The sequence below is a fragment of the Pseudomonas sp. NPDC089918 genome, assembly GCF_050280605.1.
Classification (GTDB): domain Bacteria; phylum Pseudomonadota; class Gammaproteobacteria; order Pseudomonadales; family Pseudomonadaceae; genus Aquipseudomonas.
The window spans coordinates 81,968-100,804 of record NZ_JBNNVP010000017.1 but is presented as its reverse complement, the minus strand read 5'-3'; the positions used below and the strand labels follow the sequence as shown (position 1 = coordinate 100,804).

The 18,837-nt window shown below is 57.9% G+C and carries 18 protein-coding genes and 1 tRNA gene; 7 read left to right on the top strand and 12 right to left on the bottom strand.

Going from position 1 to position 18,837, the window contains the following annotated elements; all coding sequences use genetic code 11:
- The first annotated feature begins 170 nt into the window (after positions 1–170).
- Complete coding sequence (locus ACQKPC_RS14590; protein WP_008074131.1) at positions 171–911, top strand: phosphoadenylyl-sulfate reductase; 741 nt, start codon at positions 171–173, stop codon at positions 909–911.
- A gap of 121 nt (positions 912–1,032) precedes the next feature.
- Here the strand turns inward: ACQKPC_RS14590 and ACQKPC_RS14585 are convergent, their stop codons facing one another.
- The gene (locus ACQKPC_RS14585) at positions 1,033–1,956 is read right to left on the bottom strand and encodes a LysR substrate-binding domain-containing protein (protein ID WP_427625231.1); all 924 of its coding nucleotides are present in this window, start codon (positions 1,954–1,956) and stop codon (positions 1,033–1,035) included.
- Positions 1,957–2,080: 124 nt separating this feature from the next.
- Here ACQKPC_RS14585 and ACQKPC_RS14580 point away from each other — a divergent pair, with 124 nt between their 5' ends.
- The gene (locus ACQKPC_RS14580; RefSeq protein ID WP_427625230.1) at positions 2,081–2,827 is read left to right on the top strand and encodes a 3-oxoacyl-ACP reductase family protein; all 747 of its coding nucleotides are present in this window, start codon (positions 2,081–2,083) and stop codon (positions 2,825–2,827) included.
- A 180-nt stretch (positions 2,828–3,007) separates the two neighbouring features.
- Here ACQKPC_RS14580 and ACQKPC_RS14575 read toward each other — a convergent pair whose 3' ends face one another.
- Positions 3,008–3,703, bottom strand: coding sequence for an HAD-IA family hydrolase (locus ACQKPC_RS14575; protein WP_007902125.1), 696 nt, complete (start codon positions 3,701–3,703; stop codon positions 3,008–3,010).
- A 263-nt stretch (positions 3,704–3,966) separates the two neighbouring features.
- Here ACQKPC_RS14575 and ACQKPC_RS14570 point away from each other — a divergent pair, with 263 nt between their 5' ends.
- Complete coding sequence (locus tag ACQKPC_RS14570; RefSeq protein ID WP_427625229.1) at positions 3,967–8,844, top strand: RHS repeat-associated core domain-containing protein; 4,878 nt, start codon at positions 3,967–3,969, stop codon at positions 8,842–8,844.
- Positions 8,841–9,236 (top strand): hypothetical protein, encoded by a 396-nt coding sequence (locus ACQKPC_RS14565; protein WP_427625228.1) that lies wholly within the window; start codon positions 8,841–8,843, stop codon positions 9,234–9,236. Before ACQKPC_RS14570 ends, ACQKPC_RS14565 begins: the two co-directional genes overlap by 4 nt.
- Positions 9,237–9,274: 38 nt before the next feature.
- On the opposite strand, the gene ACQKPC_RS14560 is transcribed toward ACQKPC_RS14565, so the two are convergent.
- From ACQKPC_RS14560 to ACQKPC_RS14525, 8 genes are all read right to left on the bottom strand, one after another.
- Positions 9,275–9,622 carry a hypothetical protein gene (locus ACQKPC_RS14560; RefSeq protein ID WP_427625227.1) on the bottom strand — a complete coding sequence of 116 codons (348 nt, stop codon included), beginning with the start codon at positions 9,620–9,622 and terminating at the stop codon, positions 9,275–9,277.
- Positions 9,623–9,723: 101 nt separating this feature from the next.
- Positions 9,724–9,948, bottom strand: a complete 225-nt coding sequence (locus ACQKPC_RS14555) for a hypothetical protein (RefSeq protein ID WP_063342996.1) — start codon at positions 9,946–9,948, stop codon at positions 9,724–9,726.
- Between the two features lie 108 nt (positions 9,949–10,056).
- Positions 10,057–10,227: a hypothetical protein gene (locus tag ACQKPC_RS14550; RefSeq protein ID WP_427625226.1), complete on the bottom strand. Its 171-nt coding sequence runs from the start codon at positions 10,225–10,227 to the stop codon at positions 10,057–10,059.
- A 128-nt stretch (positions 10,228–10,355) separates the two neighbouring features.
- Positions 10,356–10,781, bottom strand: coding sequence for a glycine zipper domain-containing protein (locus ACQKPC_RS14545; RefSeq protein WP_123496365.1), 426 nt, complete (start codon positions 10,779–10,781; stop codon positions 10,356–10,358).
- Positions 10,782–10,968: 187 nt separating this feature from the next.
- Positions 10,969–11,334, bottom strand: coding sequence for a hypothetical protein (locus tag ACQKPC_RS14540; RefSeq protein WP_007902140.1), 366 nt, complete (start codon positions 11,332–11,334; stop codon positions 10,969–10,971).
- A 339-nt stretch (positions 11,335–11,673) separates the two neighbouring features.
- Complete coding sequence (locus tag ACQKPC_RS14535; RefSeq protein WP_008072999.1) at positions 11,674–11,868, bottom strand: hypothetical protein; 195 nt, start codon at positions 11,866–11,868, stop codon at positions 11,674–11,676.
- A gap of 146 nt (positions 11,869–12,014) precedes the next feature.
- Complete coding sequence (locus ACQKPC_RS14530) at positions 12,015–12,335, bottom strand: YbjQ family protein (protein ID WP_007902143.1); 321 nt, start codon at positions 12,333–12,335, stop codon at positions 12,015–12,017.
- A gap of 253 nt (positions 12,336–12,588) precedes the next feature.
- Positions 12,589–12,678: transfer RNA gene (locus ACQKPC_RS14525), tRNA-Ser, on the bottom strand.
- A gap of 308 nt (positions 12,679–12,986) precedes the next feature.
- Here ACQKPC_RS14525 and ACQKPC_RS14520 point away from each other — a divergent pair.
- The 3 genes from ACQKPC_RS14520 (at position 12,987) to ACQKPC_RS14510 (ending at position 15,731) form a co-directional block, all read left to right on the top strand.
- A complete protein-coding gene (locus ACQKPC_RS14520) occupies positions 12,987–13,676 on the top strand; it encodes a crotonase/enoyl-CoA hydratase family protein (protein ID WP_008073002.1) in 690 nt (229 codons plus the stop codon).
- 214 nt (positions 13,677–13,890) lie between these two features.
- The gene (locus ACQKPC_RS14515; RefSeq protein WP_427625224.1) at positions 13,891–14,613 is read left to right on the top strand and encodes a lysophospholipid acyltransferase family protein; all 723 of its coding nucleotides are present in this window, start codon (positions 13,891–13,893) and stop codon (positions 14,611–14,613) included.
- A 146-nt stretch (positions 14,614–14,759) separates the two neighbouring features.
- The gene (locus tag ACQKPC_RS14510) at positions 14,760–15,731 is read left to right on the top strand and encodes a magnesium and cobalt transport protein CorA (protein ID WP_218394316.1); all 972 of its coding nucleotides are present in this window, start codon (positions 14,760–14,762) and stop codon (positions 15,729–15,731) included.
- 94 nt (positions 15,732–15,825) lie between these two features.
- Here the strand turns inward: ACQKPC_RS14510 and ACQKPC_RS14505 are convergent, their stop codons facing one another.
- A complete protein-coding gene (locus ACQKPC_RS14505; protein WP_427625223.1) occupies positions 15,826–16,566 on the bottom strand; it encodes an amidotransferase in 741 nt (246 codons plus the stop codon).
- A 107-nt stretch (positions 16,567–16,673) separates the two neighbouring features.
- Complete coding sequence (locus tag ACQKPC_RS14500; RefSeq protein WP_427625221.1) at positions 16,674–18,818, bottom strand: 3-hydroxyacyl-CoA dehydrogenase NAD-binding domain-containing protein; 2,145 nt, start codon at positions 18,816–18,818, stop codon at positions 16,674–16,676.
- Positions 18,819–18,837: the final 19 nt, after the last annotated feature.

The following is an 18,837-nucleotide window of genomic DNA, read 5'->3' as shown; positions in this document are numbered from 1 at the left end:
ACACTCCCATTTTGTACTGTTTATTGAGTCGAGCGAGCAAAAGGACTGCCGAACTCTAGCGACTCGCCCTCCTCTGTGCAACGCAGAGGGCGCACCAGCCACCGCAGGATTTTGTTACCATCGACGCATATAGAGCGCCCAGCGCCACCGACCTGTAGGAAGCCGCCCTGATGAGCCCATCGTTCGATGTCGTGGAACTCGCCACGACCTATGCCAACAAATCCGCTCAGGACATCCTGAAACTCGCGTTCGCCGAGTTCGGCGATGACCTGTGGATATCTTTCAGCGGCGCCGAGGATGTGGTGCTGGTGGACATGGCCTGGAAGCTGAACAAGAACGTCAAGGTGTTCAGCCTCGACACCGGTCGCTTGCACCCCGAGACCTACCGCTTCATCGAACAGGTGCGTGAGCACTACAAGATCGATATCGAAGTGGTATCGCCGGACTACACCAAGCTCGAACCTTTCGTGAAGGAAAAAGGCCTGTTCAGTTTCTACAAGGACGGCCATGGCGAGTGCTGCGGCATCCGCAAGATCGAGCCGTTGCGTCGCAAGCTCTCGGGCGTGACCGCCTGGGCCACCGGCCAGCGTCGGGACCAGAGCCCGGGCACCCGCAGTGCGGTCGCGGTACTGGAAATCGATACCGCGTTTTCTACCCCGGAACGCACTCTGTACAAATTCAACCCGCTGGCACAAATGACCAGCGAAGAGATCTGGGGCTACATTCGCATGCTGGAGCTGCCGTACAACAGCCTGCATGAGCGCGGTTTCATCAGCATCGGCTGCGAGCCTTGCACCCGTCCGGTGTTGCCGAACCAGCATGAGCGCGAAGGTCGTTGGTGGTGGGAAGAAGCCACGCAGAAAGAATGCGGGCTGCATGCCGGGAACATCATCAGCAAATCCAAGGCTTAAAAATCACAGTCTAAAACCGCGTTATCGTTCATCGCGGGCAAGCCTCGCTCCCACAGGTTTTGTGTCGTTCTGTGGAAGCGTGGCTTGCCCGCGATGGCCACACCTCGGTCCCAAGCCAAGCTCAAAGCGCACTGAACCGCTGCCCCAACCCCTGCTCCGCAAACTGCTCAATGATGAAATCGACAAACGCCCGGGTTTTGCCCGGTAGCAGTTTGTGTTCGGCGTAATAGATGGAGATGTTGCCGTCATCGACGTACCAGTCAGGCAACACCCGCTGCAACGTCCCCGCATTCAGATAACCCACGGCAAACGGCATGCTCACCAATGCAATACCCAACCCCTGAGCCGCCGTGGCGCAGGCGGCTTCCGAATCGCTCATGGTCATCCGCGCCTTGAGTGTCAGCGGGCTGTGTTGCCGGGCGCGACTGGTCAACTGCCAGGAACGCACGCGCCCCGTCTGCGGCGAGCGTATCAAGATGCCGTCGTGGTATTTGAGGTCGTCGGGGTCGACGATCGCCTCGTGCTTCGCGAGGTACTCGGCTGAAGCCACCAACACCCGATGGGCCGGCGTCAGCTTGCGCGCCACCACGCCTTGGGGCAGTTCGAATCCGCCACCAATCGCCGCATCGAAACCCTGGCCGATCAGGTCGACCTGGCGGTTATCGAAATGCCAGTCCGGGTTGATCGCCGGAAAGCGCCGCAGAAACTCGCCCAGCAACGGCACGATGTACAAGCGCCCGAACACTGTGCCCATGCTGACTTTCAATGTGCCGGCGGGACGTCCTTCGGCGCTGGCCAGGTTGGCCACGGCATTCTGGATCGTATGCAGGCTGGCGCTGACTTCGCCGAGAAACAGCTGACCGGCCTCAGTCAGCGTCAAGCTGCGCGTGCTGCGCTGGAAAAGCCGCACACCCAGTCGCACCTCCAGCTTGGCAACGCTCTTGCCCACCGCCGCCGGCGTCAGGCTCAAGCGCCGCGCCGCTTCGGCGAAGCTGCCAACTTCGGCGCTACGCACGAAGCATTCGATACTGCTGAAGGTTTCCATAAGTGTCACTATAAACTTCTGGTTTACACAGACTATAGCAATGACGGTCTACCCGCGAAGTAGTGCGAAGCCGATACTCGACTCCAACAACAAGGCAGCCCGCCTTGAATTTCTGGAGATCGACATGACCACTCAACACCTCAGCGGTAAAGTAGCTCTGATTCAAGGCGGTTCACGCGGCATCGGTGCTGCCATCGTCAAACGCCTGGCCGCCGAAGGCGCTACCGTCGCCTTCACTTACGTCAGCTCTACCGCCAAAGCCGAAGAGTTGCAAAACAGCATCACCAGCGCCGGTGGCAAAGCCCTGGCCATCAAGGCCGACAGCGCCGATGCCGTCGCGATTCGCAATGCCGTTAAGGTCACCGTCGAAGCCTTCGGTCGCCTGGACATCCTGGTCAACAACGCAGGCGTTCTGGCCATCGCACCGCTGGAAGACTTCAAACTCGAAGACTTCGACCAGACCCTGGCGATCAATGTGCGCAGTGTGTTCATCGCCACTCAGGAAGCCGCCAAACATATGACCGAAGGCGGTCGCATCATCAACATTGGCAGCACCAATGCCGAGCGCATGCCCTTCGCCGGTGGTGGCCCGTACGCCATGAGCAAATCGGCGCTGGTCGGCTTGACCAAAGGCCTGGCCCGCGACCTCGGCCCACGGGGTATCACCATCAACAACGTGCAACCGGGCCCGGTCGACACCGACATGAACCCCGCCAGCGGCGACTTCGCTGAAAGCCTGATCCCGCTGATGGCCGTGGGTCGTTATGGAAGAGTGGAAGAAATCGCCAGCTTCGTCGCTTATCTTGTTGGCCCCGAAGCCGGCTACATCACCGGTGCCAGCCTGACCATCGATGGTGGTTTCGGCGCCTGATACAGGTCACTGTGGGAGCGGGCTTCTGTGGCGAGGGGGCTTGCCCCCGTCCGACTGCGAAGCAGTCGTAAAACAGGTAACCGCTTTCTAATTCAAGACCGCTCTGACTGGTTTCAGGGGTGCTTCGCGCCCCAACGGGGGCAAGCCCCCTCGCCACAGAAGCCCCACATCAGATAGGTGTTAAGCCCACTCAAGTGCCGGCAGGCCACATGCGCTGGGCTTGAACGCCTTCAACGTACGAAGAATGCCATCGGCGTGTGCGTACTTTTCGTCGGCCATCGCCGCATCCGGGATCGCAATCGCTGTCATCCCCGCCGCTTTCGCCGCCGTGACACCGAACGGCGAATCCTCGAACACCAGGCAATCCTCGGGCGCGACACCCAGGCGCCGCGCCGCCGTCAGGAAGATATCCGGCGCCGGTTTGGCCGCACCCACTTCCGGGTCATCCGCGGTGACGATGAAGTCGAACAGCGCAAACCAGTCGCGGTGCAAAGTGGTTTTCTGGCCGAACGACTGACGTGAAGAACTGGTGCCCACCGCAATAGGAATGTTGTTGGCCTTCAAGTGCCTAACCAGCTCCTCTGCGCCAGGCATCGCCAGCGCCGTCGGAAAACGCTCGCGCATCAGCGGTTCGCGGATCACCAGAAACTCTTCGGCTGTAATTGGCAGGTCCAGCGCCTCGACCACATAGCGCGCCAGATCACCCGCGCCACGACCGATGATGTTCTGTTTGACGCTCCAGTCGAAGGTCCGGCCATAACGCCCGGCAATAATGGACGTGACCTCGGTGTAAATACCCTCGGTGTCCAGCAGCAAGCCGTCCATGTCGAATATCACGGCCTTGATCGGGCCGAACTCATCCAAGGGTGCATTCATCGCATCTGATCCGTTTTCTCATGACATCCCAAGAGCGGCTAAGGCACGCCGGGGTCGTGATGGATTAAAGGGTTCAGCAGCATAGCGAGCGCGGTTGGCAGAGAGCAACGGGCAATGCCTGGCGGACACAAAAAACTGTGTCGAGGACGCCCACGATGATTTAGCGACTTCCCCTACACCAAACACCTCTTTTCCCGACTTCTTTCCTCGTTGATCCCCCGCAAAGTCTTGCGCTCCAGATTAATCAGCGCGAGGGACTGCGAATGTTCGAACCTGACAAGGTCCTGGCCTTGAACAATGCCATCGGCTTGCTGGTGGTCGCCGCCATGAACCCCGAGCAGCCGGACATCGAAGCATTGCTCGGTGATTTTCGACTCTGCCTCAACGACTACGAGGCCTGGGCGGAAAACTTCTGGACCGGTGGGGCACTGGATGTCGAGCAGGTGTTCAAGGTCGGCAACGAAGTCCGGCTCAGCGCACCGAAGGACTCCACTACCCCTGTCAGTTCAACGCTCGCCATGTGCCCTGCCAGCGGTCCGTTGACCCTGGTTCATATGTTTGAGGCCGCGCGTTTCGTGCCGATCGGCGATACGCCGGTGATGCTCGAACCGGTTATCTCGCAGCGTAATGGTGAACTGACGTTCGGTGAGCCCGTTCACGAAACCATCGGCCCCAGCGGCATCCTCGAAATCCCCGACTGCTGGCGCGGCCAGCGTTATCGCATCACCTTCTTTCCCAATGTTTGCGCTGATCACGTCAAAGCGCTCTATGCCTCCTATCAAGGCGTGATCGGCGAGCTGGAAGGCTGGTTGCGCAATGAATGGTCGAGCGAATTCGAGCCTTTATGGGCAGGTTTCTCCGAGGCAACCTTCACTCAGCGCTACGGCCTGCTGCAACAGGCCGACTGGCGCGGCCTTGAGCGTTCGCTGCAGGGTTTGTGGGATGACGTGAAGCAGGTCTACGCCCTGGTGGCCGACCTGCAAACCAATAGCGAAAAACTCCTTGAGTACCTGACCCAAGGCGAGCTCGAGACGCTGCTGAATGCCTCGGCTGAAGCCATCGCCAATGTGTTGCTGATGTTGAGCGATGAGCCATTGATGTTCATCCATCTCGCCGCCTTCATCAGTTGGATAAAGATGTTGCCGCCGCAGTACATCGCTGAAGTCGTGGCGCAAATTCGTACAGAACTATTGATCAGTTTCCTGCTGGTGCGCCTCACCGGCCCTACGGGCCTGAAGCTCGGCATGAGCGCCAAAGTACTGGACAAGATCAAGTCCCGGCAGGCGCGACAGTGGTTGGCGGCGGCCAGTTTGCGACTGGCCGAACTAACGACCAAATCTGACCTGACAGCCCACGCTGGCGCGCTCAAACCGCTCGTGGTCAGTGCGCGAAATGCACCGCTGAAACCTGCACCAACGGTTCCGCTACAGATCAGCGCCGGCGACTCACCGGTTGTGCAGGTGAACAATCCAGTCGCCATTGCTCGCGACAAGTCCAACGCCATGACCCGGCTGGGCCGTCACGAACCTCACGACGATGCATCGAGTCAGGCGAAAAACCCCAACGGCGACAGCGCCGATTGCGCGGCACGGACCTGCACCAACGGCTGCCCGGTGTCGATGGTCACCGGTGAAGAGCTGCTGACCCTCACCGACGGTTCGCTGGACGGGCTGCTACCGTTTGCCTTTACCCGGTTGTACCGCACCAGCGCGGCGAAAATCGATTGCGGACTGGGCTGGGGCTGGAGCCATTCGCTGGCACAGCGGTTGGAGCTGGACGATGAACAGGTCGTCTGGATCGACCATGAAAACCGTCGCACCACCTTTCCGTTGCCGAGCGTCGAGCGTCCGGCGATTCATAACAGCCTGTCGCGGGCAGCGATTTACCTTGGGAATGAGTCGCAAGAGTTGATTCTCGCGTTGGCCGGCGAGACGAGCCGGTTCTATCACTTTCGAGAGGGTCGCTTGACGGCGATCAGCGACGTCTACAACAACCGCCTCCACATCACTCGCGACCGTCAGGATCGCATTCAACGCCTCGATAACGGCGCCGGTCGTTCCCTGCTGTTGCGCTACGAGCGCAGGCACCTCGTCGCCATTGAATATCAGTCGTTTCATCCCACCGATACCGTGGGTGAAGCCTGGCATACAGAGCAGACGCTGGTTTTCTATCGCTACGACGCCCGCCAACGCTTGATCGAAGCAACCAATGCCGCCGGTGAAAGCGAGCGTTACGATTACGACGACCAGCACGTGATTCTGCAGCGGCAACTGGCCGGTGGCGCGAGTTTCTTCTGGGAGTGGGAAAGGTCTGGCAAGGCCGCGCGATGCGTGCGGCATTGGGCGTCGTTTTCCCAGATGGACACGCGTTATGTCTGGGACGACCAGGGCAGCGTCACCGTCCAGAACATCGATGGCAGCCAAGAGGTTTATGTCCACGATGATCGGGCGCGGCTGGTGCGTCGGGTCGAGCTGGATGGCGGCGAACACCTTAAGGCCTACGACGACAATGGCCGGTTGGTAGCCGAACAGGATCCGCTCGGGGCGATCACTGAATACCGTTACGACGAAGTCGGACGGTTGGTCGCGCTGGTTCCGCCGCAAGACGAGCCAACATCCTACGAATACCGCAATGGTTTCCTGCATGCACGCTATCGCGGCAAAGCGGTGTGGAAGTATCAACGCAATGCCCAGGGGGATGTTACCGAAGCCACCGATCCGGACGGCCAGGTCACTCACTACCACCACGACGCTCAGGGGCGTTTGCTGTCGATCCGCTTCCCGGACAACAGCCGGCATGTCTTCATCTGGAACGGACTGGGACAACTACTCGAAGAGACCTTGCCGGACGGTAGTCAGCGGCGCTTTTCCTACGATGCGTTAGGCCGACAGACGACCCGTCAGGACGAACACGGTGCGCTCACCCAGTACCAATGGGATGCCGTCGGGCGACTGGTTCAGACGACGCGTCCCACCGGCGCCAGTCGCGCCTTCAGTTACAACGCCTATGGCAAGATCACCGCCGAGCGCGATGAACTGGGCCGCGTCACTCGCTATGAATATGCCGACGATCTGCACCTGGTCAGCCGCCGCATTAATCCCGATGGCACGCAACTGCGTTATCGCTATGACAACGCCCAGCTGCTGCTCACGGACATCGAAAACGAAGCCGGCGAACACTATCGGCTGGACTACACGCCCAACGGCCTGATCCGACAAGAAACCGGCTTCGACGGCCGCCGCACCGCTTACAGCTACGATCTCAACGGCCACCTGCAGGAGAAATCCGAGTTCGGTGATGACGGCTCGCAGCTGATCACCGGCTATCAGCGGGACTCGGCTGGACGTCTGTTGGTCAAGACCCTGCCCGATGGCGTCCAGGTCAAGTACCGCTATGACCGCCTCGGCCGACTGGTCAGTGTCGATGACGGCCACGACCATCCGCTGGAGTTCGAATACGACGCCCAGGACAGGCTGATCACCGAGCATCAAAGTTGGGGCACATTGCGTTATCGCTACGACGCGTGCGGCCGACTTAACCACCTGCGTCTGCCAGACAACAGCAAACTCGATTACCACCACGCCAAGGGTGGCGCGCTGACGGCCATTGACCTCAATGGCACACGACTCACCACCCACCAGTTTGCCTTCGGTCGCGAACAAAACCGCCAACAGGGTCTGTTGCTCAGCGAATACGCCTACGACGACCAGAGCCGGCTGAAGGCCCATGCTGTCAGCCAACATCGACATCCGCTGTACCGTCGCGACTATGCCTACAACACCAACGGCAATCTCGACCACATCGCCGACACCCGCCACGGCCAGCGCAGCTACCAATACGACTCGCTCGACCGCCTGATCCGCGTCCGCCATTCCCGAGACCAATCACCGGAAAGCTTCGCCCACGACCCGGCCGGCAATCTGTTGATGCAGGATCGTTCCGGCGTTGCGAAGGTGCTGGGTAATCGCCTGCTGATACAAGGCGATCGACATTACGACTACGACGCCTTCGGCAACCTGATCCGCGAGCGTCGCGGCACCGCGCAAAAACTCGTCACCGAATACCACTACGACTGCCAGCACCGGTTGATCGGCGCCACCCTGCCCAATGGCAGCCAAGCCACTTACCGCTACGACGCCTTCGGCCGCCGTATCAGCAAATCCGTCGATGGCAAAACCACCGAGTTCTTCTGGCAAGGCGACCACCTCGTCGCCGAACACAGCCAGGATCACCATCGAAGCTACATCTACGAACCCGGCACCTTCCGTCCACTGGCCATGCTCGACGGCAAAGGCCCACGTCAAGCCTGCCCGTTCTACTACCAACTCGACCACCTCGGAACACCGCAAGAACTCACCGACTACAGCGGCGACATCATCTGGGCCGCCCGATACACCGCCTACGGCCGCCTCACCCGCCTCAACCGCGACACCCACCAAGTCCTCGATCAGCCGCTGCGCTTTCAAGGCCAGTATTTCGACGCCGAAACCGGCCTGCATTACAACCGGCACCGGTACTACAACCCGGATGTCGGGCGGTACCTGACACCGGACCCGAGTAAGTTGGCGGGTGGGTTAAACGGGTATCAATACACGCGCAATCCGACGGGCTGGGTTGATCCGTTGGGGTTGAGTGAGTGTCCGGGAGGGGATGGGTGTAAGAAGCCGTCGTTTGGGGATGTGGATCCGGCGGGTAAGGTGGGGGTTGATGAGGGGGAGGCAATAACTCCCTCACCTAAAAGAGAAGAGGAGTACTTATACCGTGGGGATGAACGAGAGCCCGACGATGTATTTCAAAACGGTTTTAAAAGCAAAGGTAAAAGCAATGATCTATTGCTCCACTCTATAGATAGTGAAAACCCACCCAGTAATTTCATCAGCACGTCGCCGTCGCGAGATGTTGGCAAGCTTTTCGCAACCGGCTATCACACAAAAGTAGGTTACCTCTATACTCTTCAAAAAATAGATGGATATGATTTACAGAAAGAGCTTGGACAAGCCTACCTTTTCGGATCAGAAAAAGAGATTGCCATAGCTAACCGAATAGAAAATTCCGACGTACTTGGCGCCACTCTAATCATTGACGATGGCAGAGAGCTCGGTTACTCCATACCAAATCCGTATAGGATAATAAAAAAATGATATCTAAGGTTGAAATAACCATAAGCATTGACGACACAAAGGAAATCGCCAACCTTATATGCGACAACAAAGACGTAACCATAACTTTCACAATGAAAAATGGCTTTAACAAAACATATTCGGACAGTGACTTTTATAGGTGCTTCGCACGTGTTCGAGAGGACAACCCCAACATACAATTTCTCTGCAAGGGATCAAAAATCAACGTACATCCTTCCAGTATGTCATCACAAATGTCTCTTGGGTTGAAAGCATATGAATTGACATTGGGTAAAGCCTCGTCGCTCACCGATGTAGTTTATATTTTTGATTATGATGACAACAACCTAACAAATGATCCAAACGAACAGCAATCTTTCTATAGATGCTGGATTGAATCAGAAAAGCTCTAATCATAAAAAGCCCGGCTCACGTCCGGGCTTAAGGATCTCTAACCTCCAGTACCACCATCTGTCCTATCCGTCCCACCACTCTCAGAACCACCTGACTCTCCAGACCCACTTCCAGAACCACTCCCCATCGAACTGCCATCGCTCATCGACCCACTTCCCTCCCCCGGGCTGGTGCTACTCCCGTTGGCATCACCGCCATTCCCACCACCAATGGTGTCCGGTGGCGGCACCTTCCCATCCGAGGCGCCCGCATTCATTTCCGAGTATGGCGGCATCCCGCCCTTGTCGACCGGCGCATCGCGGCCAGAAGATTGAGCAAACGCCGCCAATGAACTGATCGACAATAAGCCGACCACCGTCAGGGTCGTCAGTTTTGACCTGATCATGGCGCACCTCCTTTAAAGAGTGCTTTACCTGATGTCTGGCAGCGGTCGCTTTTTAAAGGTGCCGCGCAATCGACGAGCGGCGATGGATCGCTGCGCAGGTTTCAGCTCGGTTCTCCCGATAGATCGTCACCGGCAATGTCCGGGTCATCGGGATGGGCTTCCACATCCCCGCGCTTCACATCATCGGTATCGGTGGGCACCTGCTCCACGCCGGTGTCGTCATCGTCGGGCGGGCGCTGGTCGCGACTCAGGGAGTCGGTGGGTGAAGGCAGCGGGTATTCGGGGGTATCGTCGTCGATATCGGAGTCTTTTGGATCAGCGTTCATAACGCACCTCTCAATGGACCTGAAAAGCAGATCCTGATATTTCGAGGACAACACGATAGATGCGGTTCGATCAGAAGGACGATCGGTCGGCCGGACCGCAAAGCACGATCACTCGTCGTCTTCCTCGTCATACTCATCATTTTCATAGTTGCCCACATCGCCTGCGTCATCGGCATCGTTGAGCGGCACCGTGGCGTCGTCCATCAGAGACCCCGGATCTTCGTTGCCAGGATCATTGATTGGACCTTCATCTTCCATGCCTTCTGTTTCCGGAGTCATGACATGCCTCACAACGTTCGGGGGTGTATGAAGTTCGAGGCGTCCTACGGGCAAACGTTCCAGAGTCCTGGTGACAGAAACGAAAAACCCGGCACTGGGCCGGGTTTTTACTGTCACTCGATATCGAGTTAGCGATGCTTGTACTTATTTTTATGCTTGTGTTTGTGGTTGCCGCCACCGGAATGCGAGCTGCCGCTGTCATTACCCAGGTTGCTGCCCACCGCGCCACCGGCTGCACCGCCCACACCAGCGCCAATGGTCGAACCGGTGGAGCCGCCCAGACTATTGCCGATCACCGAGCCGCCTGCGGCGCCGATACCGCCGCCAACAGCCGCTTCTGTTCGACTGCCCTTGCGCGCACCGACCGCGCTGCCCGCCGCACCACCGACACCAGCGCCAACCGCGGCTCCTGTGCTGCCGCCTAGTTGACCGCCGACCACGTTACCCAACGCGCCGCCAAGACCACCGCCCACTGCAGCGGTGCCGTCGCCGGCAGCCATCGCACCCTGAGCAATCAAAAGTCCTAAAACCACCGTGGACAATGTCAAACGCATGATATGAACCTCTAATTTCCGCATCGGGGGAAGATCGTGCCGCGGATAGGCATCAGTCTGGCATCTGCGTCTGTTGAACAGCAAATCAGATACCGGCTGTAAGAGATTTGAGCCACATACTTCAGAAACGTTCCAAAACGAAGAAGCCCGGCATTGAGCCGGGCTTCTTCAGCGGATCATCTTGGGATCAATGGCCTTTTTTGGACAGATTGCTGCCCACGCCGCCGCCCAATGCACCACCCAGGCCTGCACCGATAGTGGAGCCAGTCTTGCCGCCCAGGCTGTTGCCGATTACCGACCCGCCCGCCGCGCCGACACCGCCGCCGATGGCCGCTTTGGTGCGGCTGCCTTTGCGTGCTGCAACAGCACTGCCAGCTGCGCCCGCTACGCCGGCACCAATCGCTGCACCTGTGCTGCCGCCCATTTTCTGACCGACCACATTACCCAGTGCGCCACCCAGACCACCACCGAGCGCAGCAGTGCCATCACCGGCAGCCATCGCACCTTGAGCAACCAAAAGGCCCAGAACCAGAGCAGGCAGTGTCAAACGCATAACGAGAACCTCAAAAAAAGGGGGAAACCGAAAGGCCGGAGATTGAATGCTTTAGAGGAGGCAAAGTCCAGACACAAACACGGAACAACCTCGTCATTGGCGACGGTTGGACAGCATTTATGGAAAAGGTTTTATGACAGGCAAAAAAAAGCCCGCTGGGGAGACGGGCCAGGGTACTGCTTTCTAACGGATGAGCTGAGACTACGTAGGCAGGTGTGAAAAGTTTGTGAAAAAACCTGCATGACTGTAGGACATTTCCCCGCACTGCCTCCAAGCATGCTTTTTTCCCTTCAAAAACAAGAAACCCCGCTCAATGGCGGGGTTCGTACGAGTCACTGTTTACTTCCGGGAAGGCGCACCCAGCTTGGGCATGAATTTCGATTTCGGCCCTCGAGTTCGAGGTACCGTAGATTTGATTTTGTTGATTTTGATACGGTCTTCACCGAAGCTCGGCACATAGTCCGTCTGACCACACTGCACGCAATTATTGATTGGAAACTCCGCCCCGTCGTCTTCGATATACGGCTCAGTCATATCTTCGCTCCTCTCAAAACGGGTCGATACCGGCAAGCCCTATTTGCCTGAAAAATATCCACCACCCAGGATTTTGAGACTAGCCGGTCATTCTCGGACTTGTGATTCAGATTGTTACGTGCCCGACGAATGGCCAGCGCGGCGTCCTACCTCAGCTTGACCGCCGTCCCGGTCACAAACACCACCACCATCCCACCCTTGCCGGCCGGCATGCTGATCTCATAATCGAGCCCTACCACTGCATCCGCTTGAAGCGCTCGCGCCCGCTCCTTGATCTCGTCGGTCGCCTGAATCCGCGCATCTTTCAATGCTCGCTCCAACGTTTGAGAGCGCCCACCGAAAAAATCCCGCATACCAGCAAATAGATCACGGATCACGTTGACGCCCTGCACCGACTCGGCGCTGACGATGTCCAGGTATGCGGTAATTTGCCGGCCTTCGATGGTGTGGGTTGTGGTGGTGATCATGAAATGTCCTTGTTCAGAGCTGCCGTCGATTGGGTGAAACGATGGGAAAACGGCGCGAGAATTGAGTATAGAGATCGATTCCCGTCGAGCGGGTTGCCAGTCTAACAGGGGGGCGGAATTCACCTGAAATGGGGCTTAGAGGGCAGCTTGAAAAGGGGGCCGCCAGTGACAGCCATGATTGAATAATCCAGACACCAGAAACCACAAAACCCCTGACTTCTCTCGAAATCAGGGGTTTTGTGTACATCGAATTTGGCGGTGAAGGAGAGATTCGAACTCTCGATACAGTTTCCTGTATACACACTTTCCAGGCGTGCTCCTTAAGCCACTCGGACACTTCACCGTATCTCGTCAAACATGTTCTGTCTGTCGAGGCGCGCTAATGTAGTCGAAAGCTTTTCTGATGGCAAACTTTTTTTGCAGAATTTTCATGCGGTTAGCGATTTAGTCGTTCCGCCGGGTGCCGTGCCATGGCAAACCCGCCAATCTCCGGCTTCACGCCCTCTTCTATATAGAGGGGAATGCGCGGCTGGCGTGGCCGGCAACGCTTGCCGGGCGGGGAAAAGGGTGACCGGGTGGTCAGTCACGGCGCTTTACCTGGCCTACGGCGGTGGGTAACGTCTGCCCTACTTTATTAGAAGGATTGGCGTCATGAGTGAGTTGATTTCTTACCATCTCGAAGACGGTATCGCGACCCTGACCTTGAGCAATGGCAAGGTCAATGCCATCTCACCGGATGTGATTGTTGCGTTTAACGCTGCGCTGGATCGGGCGGTGGCGGATCGGGCGGTGGTGATCATTACCAGTCAGCCGGGGATTTTTTCGGGCGGTTACGACTTGAAGGTGATGACGGCCGGCCCTAACGAGGCCAGAGCGCTAGTGGCAGCTGGGTCGACATTGGCTCGTCGCCTGCTGTCGCACCCGTTCCCGGTGGTCGTGGCGTGCCCTGGGCATGCGGTGGCCAAGGGTGCGTTTATTCTGTTGTCGGCTGACTACCGCATTGGTGTCGATGGCCCGTTCAGCATTGGCCTGAACGAAGTGCAGATCGGCATGACCATGCACCACGCCGGTATCGAACTGGCGCGTGATCGTCTGCGCAAGTCGGCGTTTCATCGTGCGGTGATCAATGCCGAGATGTTCAATCCGCAGAGTGCTGTGGATGCCGGCTTCCTTGATGTGGTGGTGTCGGCCGAAGAGCTGCAAGGCGCAGCGCTGGCAGCGGCTCGTCAGTTGAAGAAGCTCAACATGACCGCCCATAAAAACACCAAGCTGAAAGTGCGCAAGGCGTTGCTGGAGACGCTGGACAACGCGATCATCCTGGATCAGGAGCATATGGGTTAAGCCCGAACGCGCTGTACCGAAAAGCCCGACCGTCGTATCGGGCTTTTTCTTGCCCGCTTGGTTTAAAACCTTACAACCGCTCTAAACCGCATCTGACCCATAAGTCGGAAACAAGCGCTCAAACATCGGCTATCTCCCACTTCTATAGCGGCAATTGCCGAAAACAGTGCACATCCGTACACTGCGCCACCTTTTGTCCCGGTGGGCCCTTTAAATGCTGTTTTTGTTTCGTATGTTATTGATGGGCTTGCACTTTATTCTGGCCGGCATGCTTGGGGTGATTCTCGGTCTGTGCCGGCCGTTCAATCCGGACAACAGCCGTTTATGCGCACGTTTATACGCGTGGCCGGCGATGTGCATTCTGCGTTTGCGAGTGAAGGCCGACGTCGGGCCATTAATGGATAAGCCTGACAGCTGCGTGATCATTGCCAACCACCAGTCCAACTACGATCTGTTTGTGTTCGGCAACGTGGTGCCCCGCCGCACCGTGTGCATTGGCAAGAAGAGCCTGAAGTGGGTGCCTTTGTTCGGGCAGTTGTTCTGGCTGGCCGGCAATGTGTTGATCGACCGCGGCAATGCGCACAAGGCACGCCAGTCGATGCTGACCACGACTCGCACCTTGCAGCATGAAGACACCTCGATCTGGGTCTTCCCGGAAGGCACGCGCAACCTCGGCGAAGAACTGCTGCCGTTCAAAAAAGGTGCGTTCCAGATGGCGATTGCCGCAGGCGTGCCGATTGTTCCGGTGTGTGTCAGCAGTTACGTCAAACACATGCGATTGAACCGCTGGCGCAGTGGGAAAATTCTGATCCGTTCGCTGCCGGCGATTCCTACGGCTGGATTGAGTCTGGATGACATGCCGATGCTGATCGCCCAGTGCCGTGAGCAGATGCGCGAGTGCATCGACTCGATGGATCGGCAACTGCAGGCCGCCTGAAAGAAGCCCGCCCTGTGCGGGTTTTCTTTTGCCTGCGAACTCTACAGATTTTGCTGACTCTCAAGCAGCAGACAAGGTTAAGCTGAATCCTGCTTGCCACGGCATTTTTGCTAATACAAAGCGCTAATAAGAAGTGAACCAAAATCATGGGTAGAGTCGTTGCTGCTGCGGTTTACAGCGCCGGTAAAAAAGTCACCAATATCACCCTCGACGAAGGCGCTGCCTGGGCTGCCAAGCCCGGCCACTTTGTCTGGATTGGTCTGGAAGAGCCGAACGCCGAAGAGCTGTTCAACCTGCAACGTCAGTTCAACCTGCATGAACTGGCGATCGAAGATGCCCTGGAAAAACACAGCCGACCGAAGCTGGAGACGTTCGGCGACGCGCTGTTTATCGTCACGTATTCGCCAATCCGCAATGAAGGCAAACTGCAGTTCATCGAGACTCATATCTTCGCCGGCAAGGGTTACATCATTACCGCACGCAATGGACATTCGGCGTCCTACGCGTACGTCCGACAGCGCTGTGAGGCGCGGCCGCTGTTGTTGGAGCATGGGGAGGATTTCGTACTCTATGCCATTCTCGACTTCGTGATTGAAAACTACCAGCCGATGGGCGAAGCGATTCATGCCGAGATCGATGAGCTGGAGAGCAATGTCCTCTGCGGTTCACTGAAGGAGCGCGATATCCAGAAACTCCACGGCCTTCGCCGCGATGTATTGCGCTTGCGCCGGTTTGCGGCACCCATGGTGGAGATCGGTGAGGAACTGCAAAAGCTGAGCTTTCCGTTCATCGACAAGAACATGCGCCCGTATTTCCGCGACGTGCAGATTCATGTCACGCGGCAGATGGAAGACCTGACGACCCTGGCGGACATTGCCAGCCAGACCATCGAGGTCGGGGTGTTGCTGGAGGCGTCACGCCAGAGCGTGGTGCAGCGCAAGTTCGCGGCGTGGGCGGCGATTCTGGCGTTCCCGACGGCGATAGCGGGGATTTACGGGATGAACTTCGAGGACATGCCAGAGTTGAGTTGGCATTACGGGTATTTCGGGGTGTTGGGGTTTATTACTATTGGGTGTGTCGGTTTGTGGGCGAGTTTCAAGCGGTCGGGATGGTTGTAGTCAGGACTGAGGCGTCTGAACGAATTCGCGGGCAAGCCTCGCTCCTACAAGAACACCGAACCTCCTGTAGGAGCGAGGCTTGCCCGCGAAGCCTTTAAGGCTTAACCGACTCACCCTCACCCTCAGGCTTGTGCGCCACAAACCGCATCATCCACTCTGCGACGGTCGTGCCGTGATGCTCGTGTTCAAGACTGGCCATACCTTTCGAATAAATCTGCTCGCCCAGCGCTTCCTGACGAATATCCAACAACGCCCGTGAGTAATCGTGAATGAACTCCGGGTGCCCCTGGAAGCACAGCACTTGATCGTTAATGTGGTACGCGGCGAACGGGCAGAAATCACTCGAAGCAATCACCGTGGCGTTTTCCGGGAGCGCGGTGACCTGATCCTGATGGCTGATCAGCAGCGTCAGTTCCTCCCTCAGAGGGCTCATCCACGGCGCCTTGGCCGCGAGTTTGTATTTGTGGGTGCCGACTCCCCAGCCCTGGGTCGCCCGCTCGCTCTTGCCACCCAACAGCAGCGCCAGCAGTTGATGGCCGAAGCACACGCCCAACAGTTTGTCGCCGCGCTCATAGCGTTTCAGCAGGTACGTCTTGAGGGTTTGAATCCACGGGTCGGTGCCGAAGGAATCGGCTTTGCTGCCGGTGACCAGATACGCATCAAAGGTCAGGTCATCGCTGGGATAATCGCCCTGCATCACGTTGTACACGGTGAACTCGGCAGCGATGGGTTGCTGCGAAAACAGACGCTGGAACATCTGCCCGTAACCCTGATATTGATCGACCAGTTCCGGACGCAGGATGTCAGTTTCCAGAATGCAGATGCGTAACGACATAAAAAATACCTGACACATGATGGGAATAATGCACACCCCAGAGCCTGCCTTGAAACACGGTGGCAAGGCAAGCCCCGGAACGCGTCATCGGTCCCTTGGAACGCCCCTTAGAACAACGCGTTTTTGGCGGCTTTCTCCAGCAGCAGTGCAGGTGGAGTGAAGCGCTCGCCGTACTGCTCGGCCAGGTACTGGGCGCGGGCGACGAAGTCTTTCACGCCATACTGATTGATGAACTGCAGCGCACCGCCGGTCCAGGCCGCGAAGCCGATGCCGAAGATCGAGCCAACGTTGGCATCCGCCGTCGAGGTCAGCACGCCCTCTTCCATGCAGCGCACGGTTTCGATGGCTTGGACGAACAGCAGTCGATCGCGTATGTCCTTCGGCGAAATCTGCCCATCGGCTTTCTCGAAGCGGGTTTTCAGCTCAGGCCACAAATGCTTCTGCCCTGTGGCCGGGTAATCGTAGAAACCACCTCCAGCGGCCTTGCCCGGACGCTTGTATTCCTTGAGCAGCAAGTCAATCACTGCGAACGCCGGGTGCTCAATCAGCGGTTTCCCTTCTACTCGCAGGTCTTTGGCGGTTTGTTCGCGGATATGGCTCATGAGGCTGAGGGAAACTTCGTCGGAGATCGCCAGAGGTCCGACAGGCATACCGGCCTTGCGCGCTTCGGTCTCGATCATCGGCGCGCTCACACCTTCGCCGAGCATGGCGATGCCCTCGTTGGTGAAGGTGCCAAATACTCGTGAGGTAAAGAAGCCGCGACTGTCATTGACCACGATCGGGGTCTTCTTGATTTGCAGGACGAAATCGAAACCGCGAGCCAGGGTTTCGTCGCTGGTATGGACGCCCTTGATGATTTCCACCAACGGCATTTTCTCCACGGGACTGAAGAAATGCAGGCCGATGAATTTCGTCTGGTCCGGCACGGCGGTGGCCAAGCCACTGATCGGCAAGGTCGAGGTGTTGGAGGCGATGACCGCATCCGGGCCGACGACTGCTCGCGCCGCCGATGAGACCTTGGCCTTCAGTTCGCGATCTTCAAACACCGCTTCAATGATCAAATCGCAACCGGCCAGATCCGCATCGTTTTCGGTGGCATGGATTCGCGCCAAAATATCCTCGCGCTGCTCCCGGGTTAACTGACCACGCGCAACCTTCTTGTCCAGCAACGCCGCCGAGTGGGCCTTGCCCTTCTCTGCCGCGGCGAGGTTGATGTCTTTGAGCACCACGTCGATGCCGACCGATGCGCTGACAAACGCGATGCCCGCGCCCATCATCCCGGCGCCGAGCACGCCGACTTTCTTTGTTACGTAAGGCGCTATGCCTTGGGGCCGAGAGCCGCCGGCATTGATTTCATTGAGCTGAAACCAGAACGTGCCAATGAGGTTTTTCGACACCTGGCCGGTGGTCAGCTCGGTGAAATAGCGGGTTTCGATCAGGTGCGCCGTGTCGAAATCCACTTGAGCGCCTTCCACCGCAGCACAGAGGATTTTCTCCGGCGCAGGCAGGCAGCCCTGGGTTTTGCTGCGCAGAATCGATGGCGTGATAGCAAGCATCGGCGCGAGCTTGGGATCCGACGGCGTGCCGCCAGGAATCTGATAACCCTTCACGTCCCAGCGCTGCACAGCGACCGGGTGATCGACAATCCACGCCCGCGCCTTGGCCATCAGTTCATCGCGATCGGCGGCCAACTCGTCGATCAACCGCGCCTGCAACGCCTGTTGCGGGCGGATTTTCTTGCCTTCAAGCAGATACGGCAGCGCTTTTTCGATGCCCAGCATGCGGACCATGCGCACTACCCCGCCGCCGCCCGGCAACAGGCCAAGAGTGACTTCCGGCAGACCCAGCAGCACCGATGGGTTGTCCAGCGCGACGCGGTGATGACAGGCCAGACAGATTTCCCAACCGCCACCGAGCGCCGCGCCATTGATCGCAGCGACCACCGGTTTGCCGAGGGTTTCCAGGGTGCGCAGTTGGCCCTTGAGTGTCAGCACCATGTCGTAAAAGGCTTTGGCTTCGGGTTTGCCGACCTTGATCAGTTCATTGAGGTCGCCGCCGGCGAAGAAGGTCTTCTTGGCCGAGGTGATGATCACGCCGGCAATGGCGTCCTTGTCGGCGACCAGTCGGGCGACGCAGGTGGCCATGGCGTCGCGGTAGACCGCGTTCATGGTGTTGGCACTCTGGCCCGGCATGTCGATGGTCAGAACGACAATCTGGTCCTGACCCTTTTCGTAACGGATGGCTTCGGTCATGGCAATTTTCCTTTAAGTC